The organism is Mesorhizobium sp. WSM4840 (genome assembly GCF_055811755.1).
The window spans coordinates 54,719-71,681 of sequence record NZ_JBVVQD010000020.1; the positions used below are offsets into that span (position 1 = coordinate 54,719).

Annotated in this window: 14 protein-coding genes and 1 pseudogene; 2 read left to right on the forward strand and 13 right to left on the reverse strand. The window is 58.7% G+C overall.

Annotated elements, in window-relative coordinates:
- Nucleotides 1-245: 245 nt before the first annotated feature.
- Nucleotides 246-473 (forward strand): annotated as a pseudogene (locus AC0L3I_RS24320) (deoxyguanosinetriphosphate triphosphohydrolase family protein); the annotation flags it as partial.
- A 75-nt stretch (nucleotides 474-548) separates the two neighbouring features.
- Here AC0L3I_RS24320 and AC0L3I_RS24325 read toward each other — a convergent pair.
- The 7 genes from AC0L3I_RS24325 to AC0L3I_RS24355 form a co-directional block, all read right to left on the reverse strand.
- Entirely contained in the window at nucleotides 549-1,409 is an 861-nt protein-coding gene (locus AC0L3I_RS24325; RefSeq protein WP_473528469.1) for an ABC transporter permease, read from the reverse strand.
- Entirely contained in the window at nucleotides 1,406-2,347 is a 942-nt protein-coding gene (locus AC0L3I_RS24330) for an ABC transporter permease (protein ID WP_473528470.1), read from the reverse strand. Before AC0L3I_RS24330 ends, AC0L3I_RS24325 begins: the two co-directional genes overlap by 4 nt.
- Nucleotides 2,347-3,306, reverse strand: coding sequence for an ABC transporter ATP-binding protein (locus AC0L3I_RS24335; RefSeq protein ID WP_473528471.1), 960 nt, complete (start codon nucleotides 3,304-3,306; stop codon nucleotides 2,347-2,349). Before AC0L3I_RS24335 ends, AC0L3I_RS24330 begins: the two co-directional genes overlap by 1 nt.
- Nucleotides 3,303-4,334 (reverse strand): ABC transporter ATP-binding protein, encoded by a 1,032-nt coding sequence (locus tag AC0L3I_RS24340; RefSeq protein ID WP_473528472.1) that lies wholly within the window; start codon nucleotides 4,332-4,334, stop codon nucleotides 3,303-3,305. Before AC0L3I_RS24340 ends, AC0L3I_RS24335 begins: the two co-directional genes overlap by 4 nt.
- Before the next feature lie 5 nt (nucleotides 4,335-4,339).
- The gene (locus AC0L3I_RS24345; protein ID WP_473528473.1) at nucleotides 4,340-5,902 is read right to left on the reverse strand and encodes an ABC transporter substrate-binding protein; all 1,563 of its coding nucleotides are present in this window, start codon (nucleotides 5,900-5,902) and stop codon (nucleotides 4,340-4,342) included.
- A 188-nt stretch (nucleotides 5,903-6,090) separates the two neighbouring features.
- Nucleotides 6,091-6,882 carry a DeoR/GlpR family DNA-binding transcription regulator gene (locus AC0L3I_RS24350; protein ID WP_473528474.1) on the reverse strand — a complete coding sequence of 264 codons (792 nt, stop codon included), beginning with the start codon at nucleotides 6,880-6,882 and terminating at the stop codon, nucleotides 6,091-6,093.
- A 53-nt stretch (nucleotides 6,883-6,935) separates the two neighbouring features.
- Nucleotides 6,936-8,642 carry an aminotransferase class I/II-fold pyridoxal phosphate-dependent enzyme gene (locus AC0L3I_RS24355; RefSeq protein ID WP_473528475.1) on the reverse strand — a complete coding sequence of 569 codons (1,707 nt, stop codon included), beginning with the start codon at nucleotides 8,640-8,642 and terminating at the stop codon, nucleotides 6,936-6,938.
- 165 nt (nucleotides 8,643-8,807) lie between these two features.
- On the opposite strand from AC0L3I_RS24355, the gene AC0L3I_RS24360 reads away from it, so the two are divergent.
- Entirely contained in the window at nucleotides 8,808-10,115 is a 1,308-nt protein-coding gene (locus tag AC0L3I_RS24360) for an alkaline phosphatase family protein (protein ID WP_473528476.1), read from the forward strand.
- A 38-nt stretch (nucleotides 10,116-10,153) separates the two neighbouring features.
- Here the strand turns inward: AC0L3I_RS24360 and asnB are convergent, their stop codons facing one another.
- From asnB to aepX, 6 genes are read right to left on the reverse strand one after another with little or no spacing between them, the layout of a single operon-like run.
- Nucleotides 10,154-12,046, reverse strand: a complete 1,893-nt coding sequence (asnB, locus tag AC0L3I_RS24365; RefSeq protein WP_473528477.1) for an asparagine synthase (glutamine-hydrolyzing) — start codon at nucleotides 12,044-12,046, stop codon at nucleotides 10,154-10,156.
- 32 nt (nucleotides 12,047-12,078) lie between these two features.
- A complete protein-coding gene (locus tag AC0L3I_RS24370) occupies nucleotides 12,079-12,993 on the reverse strand; it encodes a class I SAM-dependent methyltransferase (RefSeq protein WP_473528478.1) in 915 nt (304 codons plus the stop codon).
- Nucleotides 12,994-13,023: 30 nt separating this feature from the next.
- The gene (locus AC0L3I_RS24375; RefSeq protein WP_473528479.1) at nucleotides 13,024-13,623 is read right to left on the reverse strand and encodes a CDP-alcohol phosphatidyltransferase family protein; all 600 of its coding nucleotides are present in this window, start codon (nucleotides 13,621-13,623) and stop codon (nucleotides 13,024-13,026) included.
- Nucleotides 13,620-14,444, reverse strand: coding sequence for a phosphocholine cytidylyltransferase family protein (locus AC0L3I_RS24380; protein WP_473528480.1), 825 nt, complete (start codon nucleotides 14,442-14,444; stop codon nucleotides 13,620-13,622). Before AC0L3I_RS24380 ends, AC0L3I_RS24375 begins: the two co-directional genes overlap by 4 nt.
- Nucleotides 14,445-14,472: 28 nt before the next feature.
- Nucleotides 14,473-15,663, reverse strand: a complete 1,191-nt coding sequence (locus AC0L3I_RS24385) for an aminotransferase class I/II-fold pyridoxal phosphate-dependent enzyme (RefSeq protein ID WP_473528481.1) — start codon at nucleotides 15,661-15,663, stop codon at nucleotides 14,473-14,475.
- A gap of 48 nt (nucleotides 15,664-15,711) precedes the next feature.
- The gene (gene aepX, locus AC0L3I_RS24390; RefSeq protein WP_473528482.1) at nucleotides 15,712-16,572 is read right to left on the reverse strand and encodes a phosphoenolpyruvate mutase; all 861 of its coding nucleotides are present in this window, start codon (nucleotides 16,570-16,572) and stop codon (nucleotides 15,712-15,714) included.
- Nucleotides 16,573-16,963: the final 391 nt, after the last annotated feature.

Here is a 16,963-nt window from a genome sequence, read left to right on the forward strand (position 1 = left end):
GCTCAATTCCGCGTTTAGCGTGCTTTTGAATACCTCCTACGAAGGCTCCCGAGAACAGCGGGTGGCGCTTCGGAGCCTGACTTCGTTCCTAATCGGGCGGTTCTTGACGGCCGCGAAGCTAACCGAGGAAGGAAACGGATTGCACATACCCTTGGATACTCTGGCGGAGGTCAAACTCCTCAAACAGATTGCCAAGCAATATATCATTTCCAATCCTTCCTTAATCGCCCCAGCAGCTAGGTCAAAAGAAAGTAATTTCTGAGATTTTTGAAATATTGTGGGATGACTCTGAAAAAGGACCCCCAAAATTCCTGCCCGTTAGATTGAGGTACATCTGGGATGTTTGCGAAGGCAAAAGGGCAAGATTCTCAGCCGACTGCATCGCGAGCTTAACTGAGCACGAAGTGGTAGCATTGCATGCGAGATTGTGTGGCCTTTCAGGAGGTTCCGTCTTGGACCCAATCGTGAGGTAGGTTCGGTGCCCGTTACGTGCGAGAGCGCAGCCGTCGACAAGTATGGAGATCAGCTTCCTTTGCATCGGGAAACCGTTATTTGAGGGTCGGGTCGAGCTTATCGCGCAACCAATCGCCGAGGACGCTGACGGCAACGGCCGTCATGACAATGACGAGGCTTGGAGCGAGCAGCATCCAGGAGGCGCGGGTGATATACTCGCGGCCGGCCGCGACCATGACACCCAGACTGGTCATCGGCGGCTGGACGCCGAGGCCGAGGAAGGACAGTCCGCTTTCCACCAAGACGATTTCCGGAAAGGTCACCGTCGCCGCCACGAGAAGCGTCGCCGCACTGTTGGGCAGGATATGCCGCAGATAGACACGCAGCGGATGGGCGCCGAGCTGGCGCGTTGCGCTTGCATAGCCCTGTGCGCTGGCGGTGATCGCCAGTCCTCGCGCCAGCCGCGCATTCCGCTCCCAACCATAAAGTCCCATGAGGGCGACGAACAGCGCCATCGAATTACCGAAACAGGCGAGCATTGCCAGCGCCACGATGAGAAATGGTAGCGAAGCCTGTACGTCGATCATTAGCAGCAGGGCATGCTCGACGAGTCCGCGGAAATAGGCGGCGATGAAGCCGATCCCGGTACCGACCAACACGCTGATCGCAGTGGCGCCGAAGGCGACCAGCAAGCTGGTGCGGATCGAGTAGAAAAGACGCGAGGCCACGTCACGGCCCAGATCGTCGGTTCCCAGGACATGTAGCATCGTTCCGCCAAAGCCGACGGGCGGCGCCAGGCGCTGGCGCAGGTCGATGGAAGTGATCTCATAAGGAGCGATCAGCGGCGCGGCGAGCGCAGAGAAAAGCATGAGGAGAACCCAGCCCACCGCAAGGAGTGTCGGCAGGTCCACCGGGCGAGTCGTCGGACGGTTGGTTTCTACGGTTGCCGTTTTCATTGCGATCCTGAGTTTGTTTCACGCAGGCGCGGATCGAACACGCCATAAAGCAGGTCCATCAGCAGGTTGGCCGACGTCATAGTCAGCGCCACGAGAAGGAGGATGACCTGCACCACGGCGAGATCACGGTTCGCAACCGAAACCACCAGCAATTGGCCGATGCCGGGCCAGCCGAAGACGCTTTCCACCAGTACGGCGCCCGCGACCTGGCCGCCGAGCATCAGGCCGAACAGCGTCAGCACAGGAATGATCGCGTTCGGAAAGGCATGGTGGCGAACCACCTGCCGCCACGTCACGCCCTTGGCGCTGGCCGCCACGATGTAGAGCTGCGACAAAACTTCGATCATGGCGCTACGCGTGAAGCGCGCGATAATGGCCGCCCCGCCCAAACCAAGCGTGAGCACCGGCAGCACGAAGCTTTCCGGCCTGTCCGCGCCGCCGGACGGGAACAGGCCGAGCGTCACGGAAAAGATCAGGATCAGCAATAGCCCGAGCACGAAGCTTGGCACGGTGAAGCCGAACACGGTCAGCATCATCACCGATCGGTCGACCCAGGTGTCGCGATGCATGGCGGCGTAGGCGCCGACCGGAATGCCGATCAGCATCGTGAGCGCCAGTGCGGGCAGCATGAGCGCCAATGTCAGGGGCACGCGCTCGAACACAAGCTGAAGGGCCGGTTTTCCAGCTAGCATGGAATTCCCGAAATCGCAGTGAAGTGCCGCCAGGACATAGCGGACATATTGCACATACAGAGGCTGATCGAGCCCCCAATGCCGGCGAAACGCCTCAAGATCCGGGGCGCGGGCGCTGGGACCGAGTATCTGCAGCGCCGGGTCTCCAGAGGCCCGCAGCACGACGAATGTAAAGGTCACCACGATGAGGATCGACAGGCTGGCACGCAGGACCTTGGGGCCGGCGAAACGAAACACCGCGTCCATCAATGCCTCACCAAATGGCAGGCGACCTGCCGTTCCGGCCCTAGCGGCAGGAGTTCGGGCAGGCTCTGGCGGCAGACATCGCGCGCAAGTGGACAGCGTGGATGAAACGGGCATCCGCACGGCCGATCGGTGGGGCTCGGCGGTTCGCCTGGCAACGCCACATAATGATCGAATCCGCCCGGAAGCCTCGGCATGGCCGAGACGAGCGCCTGAGTATAGGGATGGGCGGGTTGATCGATAATGGCGTCGGCGCGCCCCTGCTCGACGACGCGGCCAAGATACATGACGACGATCCGGTCGCTGACATGGCGAACGACCCGCAAGTCATGGCTGATGAACAAGAGGCCGAGCCCGAGCTCCTGCTGAAGATCCATGAGCAGATTGACGATTTGCGCCTGGACGGACAGGTCGAGCGCCGAGACCGGCTCATCGCAAACCAGAAGCGAGGGTTTTGGCGCGAGCGCCCGGGCAAGCACGACGCGTTGGCGCTGGCCGCCGGAAAGCTGATGCGGATAGAGCATGCCATGGCCTTCGCCGAGGCCGACGCCGTGGAGAAGCTCGGCCACACGTTGCTTGCGGCTTGCCGGATCACCAATCCCGTGAATCGCCAGCGGCTCGGCGATGAGAGCGCTGACAGTCATTCGGCGGTCAAGCGCTGCCAAGGTGTCCTGAAAGACCAGCTGCATCTGGCGCCGCTGCGCGCGCCACTTTTTGCTGTCGATGCGCGGCAGCGGCAAACCCTGAAACAGCACACCTCCCCTGTCCGGCGGCTCCAGACCGAGCGCAATACGGCCGGTGGTGGACTTGCCGCATCCGGATTCGCCGACAATGCCGGTCGTCCGGCCCATCTCGACATCCAGCGACACGCCATCGACTGCAACAAGATATTTCCGCGGTCCGTAGAGTGGCGAGCCGAGCGGAAAGCGACGGGTGATGTTGTTGAGACGCAGCAGGGTCATTGATACGTGCCAGCGTCCAAACGAAGGCAACGCACCGAGTGCCGCGCGGCGACCTGCCGCGGTTCCGGTCGGCTCGTGCCACATGCCGTGATCGCGTGCCGGCAGCGTGGCGCATAGGCGCATCCCGGCGGCAGATTGCGTTGTGGGGGCGCGCCGGCAATGGCGGTCAACCGCATGCGCGGACCGTGCGAGGGCGGAATGGCACCGATCAGGTCGCGTGTATAGGGGTGTTCCGGCGCGGTCAGAAGCGTGTGTTTCGGTGCCGTTTCGACGATCTGGCCCGCATACATGACGCATACCCGGTCACAGACGGCCGCCACCGCGGCGAGATCATGGCTGATCATGACCAGCGCCATGCCTGTGTCGCGTTGAATATCTTTGAGCATCAGCAGGATCTGCGCCTGCACGGTGGTGTCGAGCGCGGTCGTCGGCTCATCGGCGATCAGCAGTTCGGGCCGGCCGGCGAGCGCGATGGCTATCATCACCCGTTGGTTCTGGCCGCCCGACAGTTCGTGGGGGTAGGTGTTGAGCCTGCTTGCCGCAGTGGCTATGCCGACCTGGTCGAGCAGGCGGCAGGCCTCGGCACGGGCGGCGGCACCGCTGAGGCCCCGGTGCAGGCGAAGCGCTTCGGTGATCTGCGCGCCGATGCGATGCACCGGGTTCAGCGCGCTGGCCGGATCCTGGAAGATCATGGCAATGCGTCCGCCGCGCACCCGATCCAAAACGGATTGTCGTGCGCCCACAAGATCGAGATCACCAATCCTGGCCTCGCCCCCGATCTCGGCGGATTTCGGCAGCAGGCCAAGAACCGCCCGCCAGGTCACGGACTTGCCGCAGCCGGATTCGCCAACGATACCCAAGGCCTCGCCTTTGTTCACAGCGAGATCGACACCGTGCAGCACAGGCACATCGCCGAACGCCACTCTCAAGCCAGCAATGCTGATGGCAGGTTTGGTGGCGGAAGCCCCGATGCCATGAGCCGGCAACAGCGCGGCGCCCGCGCTGTTGTGGAAAGACTTATGCAGCATGGAACTCAGGCCACCGGCTCAGGCGGCATCTTCGGGCCGAGATACATTTGCGGCAACGGGTTGGGCTGCCAGCTGACATCCGCCTTCTGCCCATAGATGAAGGGCATGGAGTGCAGCGGCGTGATGCAAGGGTCCTCGATCTCGACAATGTCCTGCATCCGTTTGAAGGCCGCCTGGCGCTTGGCGAGATCGGTCGTCGTTTCAAGCTCGTGACCGAGCGCGTTGAACTCGGCATTGGTCCAGCCACCTGTTGACTGGAGGTCATTGGTCGGACCGATAATCTGCCACAGCATGGAAACGGGATCGGCGTAGAAGGCGCCGCCGGACGTGTCATTGATGCCGCCAATGTCGCCGACCTGCGTCCAGTTTTCACACATGATCAGCTTGACGTTGATTCCGGCAGCCTTCCACATCTCGACAAGCGCCTGGTTCTCAGCGAGCTGCATCGGATAATAGGTGCCGACGGAAGGGTATGGGATTTCCTCGCCCCTGTAGGATGACTTGGCGAGCAGTTCCTTGATCTGCGCCGGATCATAGGACACGCCCTTGCGGTCGGGGTCGTTGATCTCGCCGAAGATCGGTAGCTGCCAACTGGTCAGCGCTTTCGCCCGGCCGTCCCAGAGGCCGTCTGCCAGCGCACCGCGATCGATAGCGAGAGCGAGCGCGCGACGCAGATCGACATCTTTCAGGATGGGGGTCCTGAGCGGAGCAAATGTGAGAAAGCGGAACCACATGGCTTCGCCACCAACAATCGAGAGGCCGTTGACTCCCTCAATTTCGGCAATGTGGTCCGGAGTGATGTCTGTGACGATATCGTAATCGCCCGACTTCAGTCCGGCGATGCGCGCGGCGATTTCCGGCAGCCGCTTGAAGCGGATCGAGGCAAATGGCGGCTGGCCTCCCCAATATTCGTCGTGCGCCACCAGCGTGATCTCGTCGCCATTGCGGACCTCGCCGATCTTGTAAGGGCCGGTGCCGATCGGCTTCGCCGCCCAGGCGTCGTAGCTGCTGGCGCCAGCCCGTGCCCTGGCGCTGATGATCTGCGTGCCCCAGGCGCCGAGCCGCTGGGCGAAGACCGGATCCTCTGTCCTGGTGATCAAACGGACAGTGCGATCATTGATCTTCTGCACATCGGCGAGCGAGGAGAGGAAGTTGGCAAACACGGCCGCGCCCGGCGCTTTTTCGCCGCGCAGTCGATCCGGCCCGAGCGAGAAGACAACGTCATCCGCCGTCATTGTGGAACCGTCATGAAACTTCACATTGTCGCGCAACCTGATCTCATGGATCGTGGAGTCGATTTGCTTCAATGATGTCGCGAGCGCGAAATTCAGGCGAAAATTGTCGTTGTAGTCGGTCCGTAAAAGCTGATCGAAAATGCTGTATTGCACCCGCCAGGAAACGTTGGCGATGGAGGAGCCATCCACCGGTTCCAGAATTGTGCGCAGGTCCTGAACGGCAATATTGAGGCTCGGCCGCCGGCCGGGTGCTGCCATGATCGTGTTCGGCAATGCTATCGCGCCAGCCGCCATGGCGGTCATGCCGAGAAATCTGCGACGTGTCGTTTGCATATCAAATCCCCTCTCTTTCAGTCGGATGACAATCGGAGCGAATGAAATCCGCTCCGGAGACGGGCTGAGACATAGCGCGGTTATGTGACGGTTTTTTGCAGGTTTGAGACGGATTGTGTTGGTTCTTGAAATCAAACGGAAAAGAATGCTTCACGGTTGGGGCAGCGCTGCCGGCTGAAAGCAGATGATCAAGTAGAGACCAGTGCGGGGTTGTGACGGTTTTGCGGATATAGAACTTCAACACCGGCGGCTTCGATCTTGTCCAGCATGTCCGATGCAGGCCTCCGGTCGGTGATAATCGCGGTGATCGCCGAATGGGGCAGGATGCGGTAGCGCGCCGACAAGCCGAATTTGCTGTGATCGGCGAGAATGACAATTTTCCGCGCTTGCTCGCAGAGCGTCGCAGCAAGCTCTTGTCCGACCTGTTCATGGTCGAAGACGCCATTCGGATGCACCGCATTGACGCCGATAAATGCGATGTCGATCCGCTGTTCACGGAGTGTACGCAAAGCGGTGAATCCGGTTACGGTCCGGAAATCGACATTGAAATCGCCCCCCAGCATGACGACGCGATGCCGATGGCCTTCGGCCGCGGCGATGGCAGTATCGACCATGTTGGTGACGACGCGCATTTCCGGGAGGGCCGATATGCGGCTGGCCAACGACAGAATGGTGCTGCCGCCCCCGAAAAAGAGATTCTGACCGGGCTTCAGAAGACCCAGGGCGATCTCAGCGATGGTGCTTTTTTCCGCGCGCTCGGAAACAGCTCGCGATGAGATGGCCAGCAGCTTTGGCTGTTGGGTTGCGACCGCGCCACCATGGACACGTGCGACCAAGCCATCCTGCTCGAGCCGTTTGATATCCCGCCGCGCAGTCTCTTCTGAAATATTGAACCGCTGCATCAAATCTCGGATGCGCACTTCGCCATTCGCCTGGATGATTTCAACGAGCCTTTTATGACGATTGTAACTAAGCGACATGCTTCTCTCTCGCGGCATTCGAAAAAAAGACTATTCAGTTCGCTGCGCAAATGTCACGTCAGGGCGTCGGTCTCAGAGGCAGTTGAGCGGCTCAAGGTGCGCCGCAGAGCTTTTGCCAGCCTTTCGTTTTCCGTCCGACTTCGAACCGTCAGTCGCAGATATCGATCTGCGTCGTTCATGGCTTGATAGCCGCATTCTCTTACGAGGACGGATTCGAACAGAACGAGGCGGCGCTTGAACTCGGCAGCGGATACCGAATTTTCAGGCAGCCGGCACAAGATGAAATTCGTTTGCGAAGGTACGACGTCGAGGCCCGGTACCGTCCGCAGCTCCTCAATGAACAGCTCTCTATCTTCTCGCAACATCTCTAGACTGTCTTCCAGTTCCTCTGCGAATTCGGGAAGCAGGAACAGTGTGTATTCCGCAATACCGTTAATGTTCCACAGCGGCAGTTTCCGGCGCACGGCGGCAACGAGCGCGGGATCGCCAGCCATGAGGTAGGCGAGCCGGATTCCGCCAAGTCCGAAGACCTTTCCAAGGCTCTTCACCACGATCAAATTGTCACAGGACGGAACCAGATTCTCAACGCTGTTTGGTCGGCCATCAGCGGGAAAATCAATAAACGATTCATCCACGATCAGCCGCCGCCCGCGAGATCCTAGGGCCTCCGCCAGCCATGCCACGTCAGCATGATCAACAAGTCGACCGGTCGGATTGTTTGGATTTACAACGATTGCCGTATCCGCGCCTGTCGCCATTACGAATTCCAGGAAACCTCGAACGTCGAGATCGAAATAGGGCGGGGTGAGGACGAAGTTGTTCTTTTGTTCGTCATCGAGTGGTGTTTGAAAGCCGGCGAACGTCGGCACGGGAATCGCGATTGTTGGGTTCAGCGTAGAATAGAGCGCCTGGATGAGATCGGTCACCCCGTTTCCGACTGCAATAAAGTCCGGCTGCTGCGAGGTCATCGCGCCAACAACTGAAACGATATCGATCTGCTGAGAAGGATAGCATGTCAACACGCCTTCGAGCCTTGCCGCCAGCCGATCGTAAAAAGTCTTGGGAGGGAAACGGGTATTGCAAAGAAGCATGTGCTCAGCGATTGGCTTGCGCCAGTAACCTCCGACGCTCGTTTCCAGACGCCGCAGCACGTTGTCCTTGTCACACCGAAATTCCGCGACGGATGCGTCGACACCGTCGCAAATATCGAACAGCTCGGAGCCAGCGTTCAGCACATTGTCAGGGAACGCTACGTCCAGCTGGGACAGGCCCGCGACTAACGTGCTCAAGGCCTGATGCGGAGATGCCGCGGCGCGGCTTTCGGCCAGAAGATTGCGTAGAACATCAGCACTCAATCGATAAATCCCGGTCGGCGCGTCGGGTCGCCAAGCGGAGCCGCGCAAACCTTTGTTGGTATCGATACCGTCAAGAACCTCACTGTCGAAAAGCGGCGTTCCCCATATCAGGAGAGTATCGCCCTCATGTTGGCGGAACTTCTCAATGAGATCGCCGTCATGCGCGTCGCGCCACGAAAGCGTATTTGTGCTGTCCTGCAGGCGGAACCCATCGAATGTGCCGCTGCTCAAGTTTTCAACGAGAGTGACATCTTCAATGCCGTTTTCGACACAGGCGTTGACGAGACGGTCCAAGAGCGGCTGACCGTTGATCGGAACCAACGGTGCATCGTAGCTGCCACTCCACAGATGTATTTTTGGCCCTCCGAAATCGAGGATAAAAATAGCACGGGTCGTATCGGCCATCTCGGACTCCTTTTTTACAAGGAAGCAAAAAGCGCGCGTAGAAGCGCCCATTCCCAAAATCAAAACGACTTACGGGCGCTCGAAGTATCCCGTGATGCGTTCATATCGGCGTCATCCGAAGCCTATAGGGGGCTTTGGTTTCGATCGGTCTCTTCGAGGTGCAATATGACCCACACCAATCCATCCAGGCCTACCGCTCGTTTTCAGACGCCTGCCTCGATAAAGCAGCGCTCTCCTACGAAAGCGATTCTGATCCTCATGGACGGCGTAAGCGCAGACTATTTCGAAAAGCACAAACATCGGTTGCCGACGCTTTTTCGTTTGGCAGGAGACGGTCTGTCCATCAGTCGCCTGCGCTCAACGGTGCCGGGAACGTCGATGCCGGGGCGCGCAAGCATGCTAACCGGCGCGGCGCCTCAAGCGAACGGGATCTACGGAAACCACATTGTGCGAGATGGTTCGTTTGTCTGCGCCGACGCGTATGATCTGCGGGTTCCGACCATTGCAAAGCTTGCCAAAAATAGCGGGCTTGATGTCGCGTCCATCGGCGCTGGGTTGGTCGACCCAGCCGATTGCGATGTCTTCGTGCCGGCCTGGTGGGAACGAGGGTTTCTCCAGGGAAGCCGGTCATTTAAGAACCTGCCCGAAAACCGCATCGCTCGCTCGCGCATGATCAAAGATCCAAATGGGCGGTTGCGAGCCGCCGGCGTGTTCGATCTCTTCGGCTTCCCGTCCAGTAGTGACACCGTTGCGAGCACTGCTCTCGTTGCGGGCCTGGCCGCGGATCATCTCATGATGGGGGCTGCAGGAGCGCTGGCTTGCTCGGAGAACCCGCCTGATCTCATTTTGACCGAGATCGACATGACGGATTCGATTCAGCATCAGTTCGGATACGAAAGCGAGGCGGCACATTGGTCTATCGCCGCGGCCGACATGATGATTGGCGCTCTCATCGAAGGACTGAGGCGAGTCGGGCGGGAAGATGATTACGCGATCGTAGTCGCAAGTGACCATGGACATAGCGCCGTCCACACAACCATTTATCCGGATGCGATCATCCCTGACTTGCTTTGGGAAAGTGAAGGAGCGACGCTCCATGTCCTGGTTGACGGAGCTCATGACCGCAGAATCGCAGACGGACTGTTGGCGCGCTTCCAAGTGGAGCCGTGGTCGAGCGACCATGTTCCGGTAAATGAACGCGATTGCATAGCGACCTATGTCGCACCTCCTGGACACTCCTTCGAGGAGACCGTTGGAGACACGCAAGAAGCTGGCCCGACGGGCAGACCTCGATACTTGTCCACCCACGGTTTTCGACCGGGCAGCGCGGAGGACGATCGGATATGCCTGTTGAGCATCCCTGGAATGCAACCTTGCAATATTGCCTGGGGCTCCGCTGAAGAGTTCACGCCAACCATTGCTCAGATCTTGGGATTGTCCGACGCCCCGTTTTCGGCAAAGGGTCTTCTGTAAGATGCCCGCAAGCGACCGCCTGCGGGCTCGCATATTCGTCATGAGAATACCTCTTTGAAAAATATCCCAAGGTTGGCCAACAGCCAGAACTTCCGACCAAACGAGTCTGAAGGATTTCGTCGTCCGGCCTCGAACCAACGCCACAAAGCAGCAGGATCGAACAAATCTCCCAGTGGAGAGTCCTTATCAAACAGCAGCCTTCGATATTCCGTTGCTCCCTCGCCAACGGCCCACTGACCCAGTGGCAGCGGAAATCCCATCTTTTTGCGAGATAAAACAGATCTGGGCAAGACGCTCCGGTATTCCCTTCGCAAGGGGAATTTTGAGACATCGAGACGTTCGCTGAAGGAAGCAACCGGATACCACAGTGCCTGGGCCGAAGCGATTGGAGACCTCCACCTCAACCGCTGTGAGCCGGGCATCGCCATTGCGGCGGTAACGAGCTGGTGATCGGTATAAGGAACGCGAGCTTCAAGCCCAGCTGCCATTGTGGTGTTGTCAACCATTTCCAGCAACGCGGGCAAATGTGTAGAGACGAGAACATATGAGATCTTGCTAAAGAAATCTCCGCCCGCCTCCGCAAATTGAGTCGAGAAATGATCAAAGAGCTCCATCTCGTGCTCTGTTCGCATCTGGCCATCGATAGCAAGCGAACGGATCTCATCAGCCGGGAAGTAGCTGTAGCGCTCCAGGAAGAACTGCAGCTGACTGCAATGGACCCCGAGTCCAAGGCGTCGGCGTGCGATCTGAGCAAGAGCAGGTGGCAAGGCGGTGATGATTTTGCTTCGATTGTAGTCATACGGTGTACGGAACAATCGGCTGTAACCAGCAAAAATCTCATCGGCACCCTCGCCCGTGAGTACGACTTTGTGCTCCTTCGAAATCGCCTTTGCGAGCGTAAACATGGCGGTTTCGTTATGCATTCCAAGCGGATGTCCACGCAGGCGAACCAGCTCTGCTACAGCGTTGATGTCGGAAGGTTCTCCAATTGGGACGACCCGATGAATGAGCCCGAATTCAGCGGCGACCTCCATCGCATAGGCCGTCTCGTCATAATCGGGGGTCTCGACCTTGCCGGTATAGCAGATCGGACGGATTTGTGAGCGAGCGGATGCCTCATAGGCAAGGATGCTCGAGTCAAGTCCACCGGACAACAATGCGGCGACCGGTACGTCAGCCACCAGCTGACGTTCGACGGCGCTTCCAAATAGTCTCCTTATGTCGGAATAGTCCGGCTTCGATCGCGAAATGCGCTCGGACAGATTCCACCAACGCTCCGACGTGTGTCGCCCGTTTGTTATTTCGAGAAGGTGGCCGGGCTCTAACTTGGAAATCCCGGCAAACAGCGTTCTGGCGCCGACAACCGCGCGATAGGAAAGAAAACTGAGCGCGCCGATGATGTCGGGTCCGCGCATCACGCCCGGCCAGCGAATGAGAGCGTTCGGCTGCGATGCAAAGAGAAGGCCAACATCGCAGATCGTGTAGTAAAGGGGTTTTACCCCCAAACGATCTCGGGCGATGAGAACAAGCGAGTTCCGCGGATCGAAAAGCGCGAAGGCAAATATCCCGTCAAGACGATTTAAGAATGACTTCCCCCAAGCAATATAGCTAAGAATTAGAACCTCGGTGTCGGACACCGTCGAAAAGGAAAAACCCATATCCCTCAATTCAGCTTTAATTTCCCGATAGTTGAATATCTCGCCGTTGTACGTTACCACCACTCCGGTATTGTCATCGCGATAGGGCTGATTGGCTCGAGCATGAGCGTCGACAATCGATAGCCGTCGATGCGCGAATGCGACCGATTGATTAATGTATAAGCCGCTGGCATCAGGTCCGCGATGAGCGAGAGCGTCAGCGCAACGCTCAACGACATCAGCACAAACCGGTGTTCCCTCGTTTTTGAGGACTATCCCAAAGATTCCGCACATTGGGGTCGCTCTCTTGGCACGAATAGCGCCTACTACGTGCTCGGCTTTTCGCCGATCATCTGGATGCAGCCATCGCCGAACCAGAAGCGGGCCAGCGAGTGGTCATAATGACGGTACATCGGAGCGAGAAAGCGCCGAAGGTTATGGAAATTTCTCGTATATCTTGAGATCCTGCGGATCTTGTCGAAGCCGCACTCGCCATACCAGCCTCGGATTTGCACCTCTGTGAATGCGAAATCGTGATAGGTCGGCGCCTGAAAACGATCCCGGATCGTCACGAACAAATCATCATCAAAAAGACTCCGAAAGAATTCGTTTTCGCCAGGTATATATTCTTCCTCTTCGCCGTCCTTTATTCTCAACAGCCAGTTGATGGCTTCGCGTGCGGTGGATGCATCTAGATTGTCAATGGAACTGCGGAATTGGTCGTCGCTTTGGTAGAGTTCTCGCAAGTGATTGATGCATCGGTAAATGACGCCGTTGGCGGTGCCCATAATCGTCAAAAAGAAGCTGCCGCCGGGGCGGGTTACACGGGCAAGCTCTTCAAAGCCTTTTTTCGGATTGCTGGTGTGCGGCAAAACCCCTGCGCAATGGACAAAATCAAAACTGAAGTCGTCAAACGGCAGATCGAGTACACTGCCAGCGACGAGTTCCGAGCGCGGCCCAAATCGGCTGAGCCGTTTGCGCGCGCAATCCATCCAATCATTGCTCAATTCAAGCGAGACAACGTTTCGTGCCCCCTTGTCGAGAAACGCATAGGACGCATTCGCGTTGGAGCCGCAGCCCGCATCTAGGACGTCAAGCCCGCGGAAGCTACCGGTTGGCAGGCCGAAATATTCCTCCTCGACTAGAGAGACCAACCTGTCGAATATGTGGTCGTCATTCTCCTGCTGGCGCTGGTAGCGATCAAAGACGGTGCGGGTTTCGATCTCGAAAGAGTTTTCCATGTATTCTCTTCCCTATAGCTGCAAACCAATTCACTTTGTGAGCAAGGCGACAGATCCGGCTGCGACCAGTGTAAGGTTGGCCAAGCGCAACGCACTGCCGGTACCCGGAAATTTGAAGTTTGAAAGATGCAGGACCGACAGCACAAACCCTGCTCCGATCAATAGGTTGCCCAGGCCTTGGACCGGCAAGTGATGGTCGGCGACGAAGAGCAACGCCAACACGAAGAGGTTATTGTTCAACGGCAATCCTCTGCTGAATCCGTCAGCGTCCAGTCCGAACGTCGAAAAATAGCTGAGGCGCAGAGCCCCTGACAGGATGAGGCAGTTGGCAGCCAACAATGCGGGAACGGAGAACGCGTTGAAGGACAAAATCAGAACCGCTGGAAATACGGCTGCGTAGACCAAATCAAGCAGCCCGTCGAACGCGCCTCCCAGCTGTGCGATCAAAGCGGACCGGTTCGGGGAACTCTTCGCGACCATGCCGTCGGCATCATCCGCCAAAAGAGCCCACAAGCCGAAACAGATGCCAATCTCGAAGCGTCCGACCAAAGCAAAGTAGATCGCGGTGGTGGCCAAGATCAGCCCAAGGGCCGTAATGGCGTTTGCAGCATCGAACAGATAGCGGATCATCCTCCGACCCCCGCGACGGCGGCTGGCGCTACGGTGCCGGCACTGTCTCTGTGAGGCCGCTCGAAGGCGAAAATCCTCTCCGCCACCCGCAGGTCCTGTTCACTGTCGATCTCGTACCATCGCAAATCGTCGCATCGCACCGCGGCGACTTGCAATCCGCGCTGCTCGATGAGATGCGCCAGCAACTCCTCGGTATAGGCTTTGATCGCGCCCGAGCCGATCAGGTCGTGGAGGCCCGGGACGATCACCGTTTGGAGTTCGGCGCCAGAGAACCGGATGAGGTTCATCATCTTGAAGAGCGCCGGGCTGCCTGATACCAGATTAGCTGCCGTCTGCTTCAACCGGACTTCGGATATGAAACCGTCGCTGGAAAGGACGGCTGCGGACCCTTCCATGGATGGATCGAACGGCGCGACCGCGGCGGCATTTGCCGCCTTCCCCATGATCAGGTGGCGCAGTGCACCATCTTCGAAGAAGACGTCACCTTCGAGGAGAAAACAGTCGCCGGAAAGAAGCGTGTCGCGCGCCAGCCAGAGCGAGTAGGCGCTCCCTGTCTTGTCGAAGACCGAGGACTCGACATAGTTGATTTCAAGTCTGCCGAAGCGTTCGTCACAGGAATGGCGAATGGCATCCTTGCGATAGCCGACAACAATCGTCACCTGTTCAACTCCAACCGCCTGAAGGTTCCACAGTGCATTGTGAAGTATCGGTGTGCCGTTGACTTCGACGAGGGGCTTGGGACACAGATCGGTTAGCGGACGCAGGCGGGAGCCGAAGCCAGCAGCGAGAATGACGGCTTTCCTGGGAGCAGCGGGAGGCATCTCATTCACCTCTTTCGTTGTTGCGGTGTCATTTCCAGACGTTGAGGAATTCCACGAGCCGGGCCAGTCCGGTCGCGAGTTTTTCAGGTGGGATTCCATAGGAGAGGCGCAACCCGACGGGGTCGCCGAACGCGGTGCCCGATACAGCTGCGACGCCAGTTTCGGCAAGCAGAGCCGTCACGATATCGTCGGCTGTCGTTGAGGCGCCGTTTTCCGATCCCGGTCGCAGCAGATGGGAAAGGTCAAGGTAGAAATAAAAGCCCCCCTGCGAGTTGGCGACCGGTACACGCGTCAACGAAGAAAGCACGTCGAGACCGACCCGCCTGGCGCTTGTCAGGCGTGAACGCAGCTTGCTTTCATAGTCCGACCCACCCCTTTGCAAATGGGCGAGCACCGCGTGCTGGGCAATTACGTTTGGATTCGAAGTGGTGTGCGATTGCAGGGCCTTGACGGCATTGATCACCCTTTTTGGACCCGCCAGATAGCCGATGCGCCAACCGGTCAATGCCAGCGATTTGCTGAAGGAGTTGACGATCAACGCGCGTGCTCGAATGTCGGGAGCGACCGAGACGATCGGGTGATGGGTATGATGCCCATACATGAAGTCGCCATAGCACTCGTCGAAAATGATCCACAGGTTGCGGCTGACCGCCAATTGAGCGATGGCCATCAGGGTCTCAACATCGTAGACCGCACCGGCCGGATTGCTGGGCGTGTTGACGACAATCGCCCGCGTCCGTTCGGTGACCGCCTTCTTCATGTGCTCGGGGCGCGGAACGTAACCGTTGGATTTGGTGTCGACGAAGACCGGTGTGCCGCCGGCGATTAGCACCTGGGCGGGAAACGTTGTCCAGTAAGGCGCCGGGATGATGACCTCGTCGCCCGGGTTTAGCAGCACCATTGCGGCATTGAACAAGGCCTGCTTCGCTCCGGACGTCACGGCAACTTCCTCGGCCTTCCAGATCTGTCCGGTATCGAGGGAGATCTTCGACGCCAGTGCCTCGCGCAGTTCCACCATGCCAACGGTATCGGTGTAGCGATTGACGCCCTTATTGATGGCGTCGATCGCGCCGTCGCGAATCCTGGGAGCAAGCTCGCTCCAGATCTCGCCGGCGGTCAGATCGATGATCTCCTTGCGAGCATCGGCCGCCGCTTTTGCGGCAGCGCGCGCCGCGGCGGTACCCGATGAACTGAACAGTTTTGTCCGATGCGCAAGCATGTGCGCTCCCGTTTTCGTTTTGCCTTTCAAAAAGACGGGCTGGGCCTGCTACCGGACGCCGGTCGCCGTCTGCGGCAGATATTTCTCTTCCGCCGCTGAGAGTTCCTGGTAATTGAGCAGATCGAAGAGTTCGTCGAGCGTCGCCACCTCGTCCTCGATACCGGCGGTACTTTCTTCGCGGAGGATGCGGTCGCAGACCTGGCGCATGGCCGATATCGCCGCGCGCATGTTGTGGTTCGCCCAGATGACCGTGGAGATTCCGGCCGCCCGATACGCGGAGACCGGCGTGCGGTAATATTTCGTGGGCACGATCACGACCGGAAGGCGGTTCTGCCAGGCGCGCGTGAAGGCGAAAATCTGCTCAGCGTTGGACTTGCGGGAATGAATTAGAATGGCATCGGCGCCCGCCTCAGCGTATGCTTGTGCCCGCGCCAGCGCCTCATCCTCTCCATGGCCGGCGATGAGCGCCTCGATCCGGGCGACCAGAACGAACTCCGCATCCGGCACTTGGTCCTTCACTGCCTTAAGCCGGCCGCAGAACTCGGGAATATCGGCCAACGGGTGCCGATTGCCGACGAACGAGTTCATTTTCGGGAACGCCGTGTCCTCGAGACATATGCCGCTCGCACCATGTTGGCGCAGCTTGCGGGCGACCAAACGGGCATTGTTGAAGTTCCCGAACCCGCTGTCGCCGTCGACGAGGACTGGAATGTCCACCGTGTCGGTGATTCGCTCAACGACATCGACGAGTTGGGACCAGGAAGCCTCGTTAGCATCTCGATATCCGAGGCTGGACGAAATCGAGAGGCCGGACGCCCAGAGCGCCTTGAAGCCAGCGCGCTCGGCAATCGCCGCCGAAAGGCCGTCATGAGCCTCCATTGCGAAGGCGAGTTCACGGGATGCGATCATTCGGCGCAAGCTCTCGCGCGTCTGCGCACCAGACTGCCTCTCCACCATGCGGTCTCACCTCCACCGACGCTATCCAGCCGACAAGCCTGCCATCGCTGCCCCACCAAGTACTTTCAGGGACGAACCGCTCTGCCGAGCGATCGGCGATCTGCCACTGTCGTGCACCGTACAGAATCAATGAAGCAAGGCGCGTGCCGAATTGGCGTACCACCTGCGCCGCACCAGTTCTCCATACCGGCGGGCCTGGTCCCCTCTCGACCCTTGGTCGGGCTTCCGACATCCTCGTCCAACTTCGGACACAAGAGGGGTCGCGGGAGAGGCTATTCGTCTACGCCGTGGCGGCCGTCCCGTCAGGCTGCCGATCAACGATCTCAAGCGAGATGACCCAGGG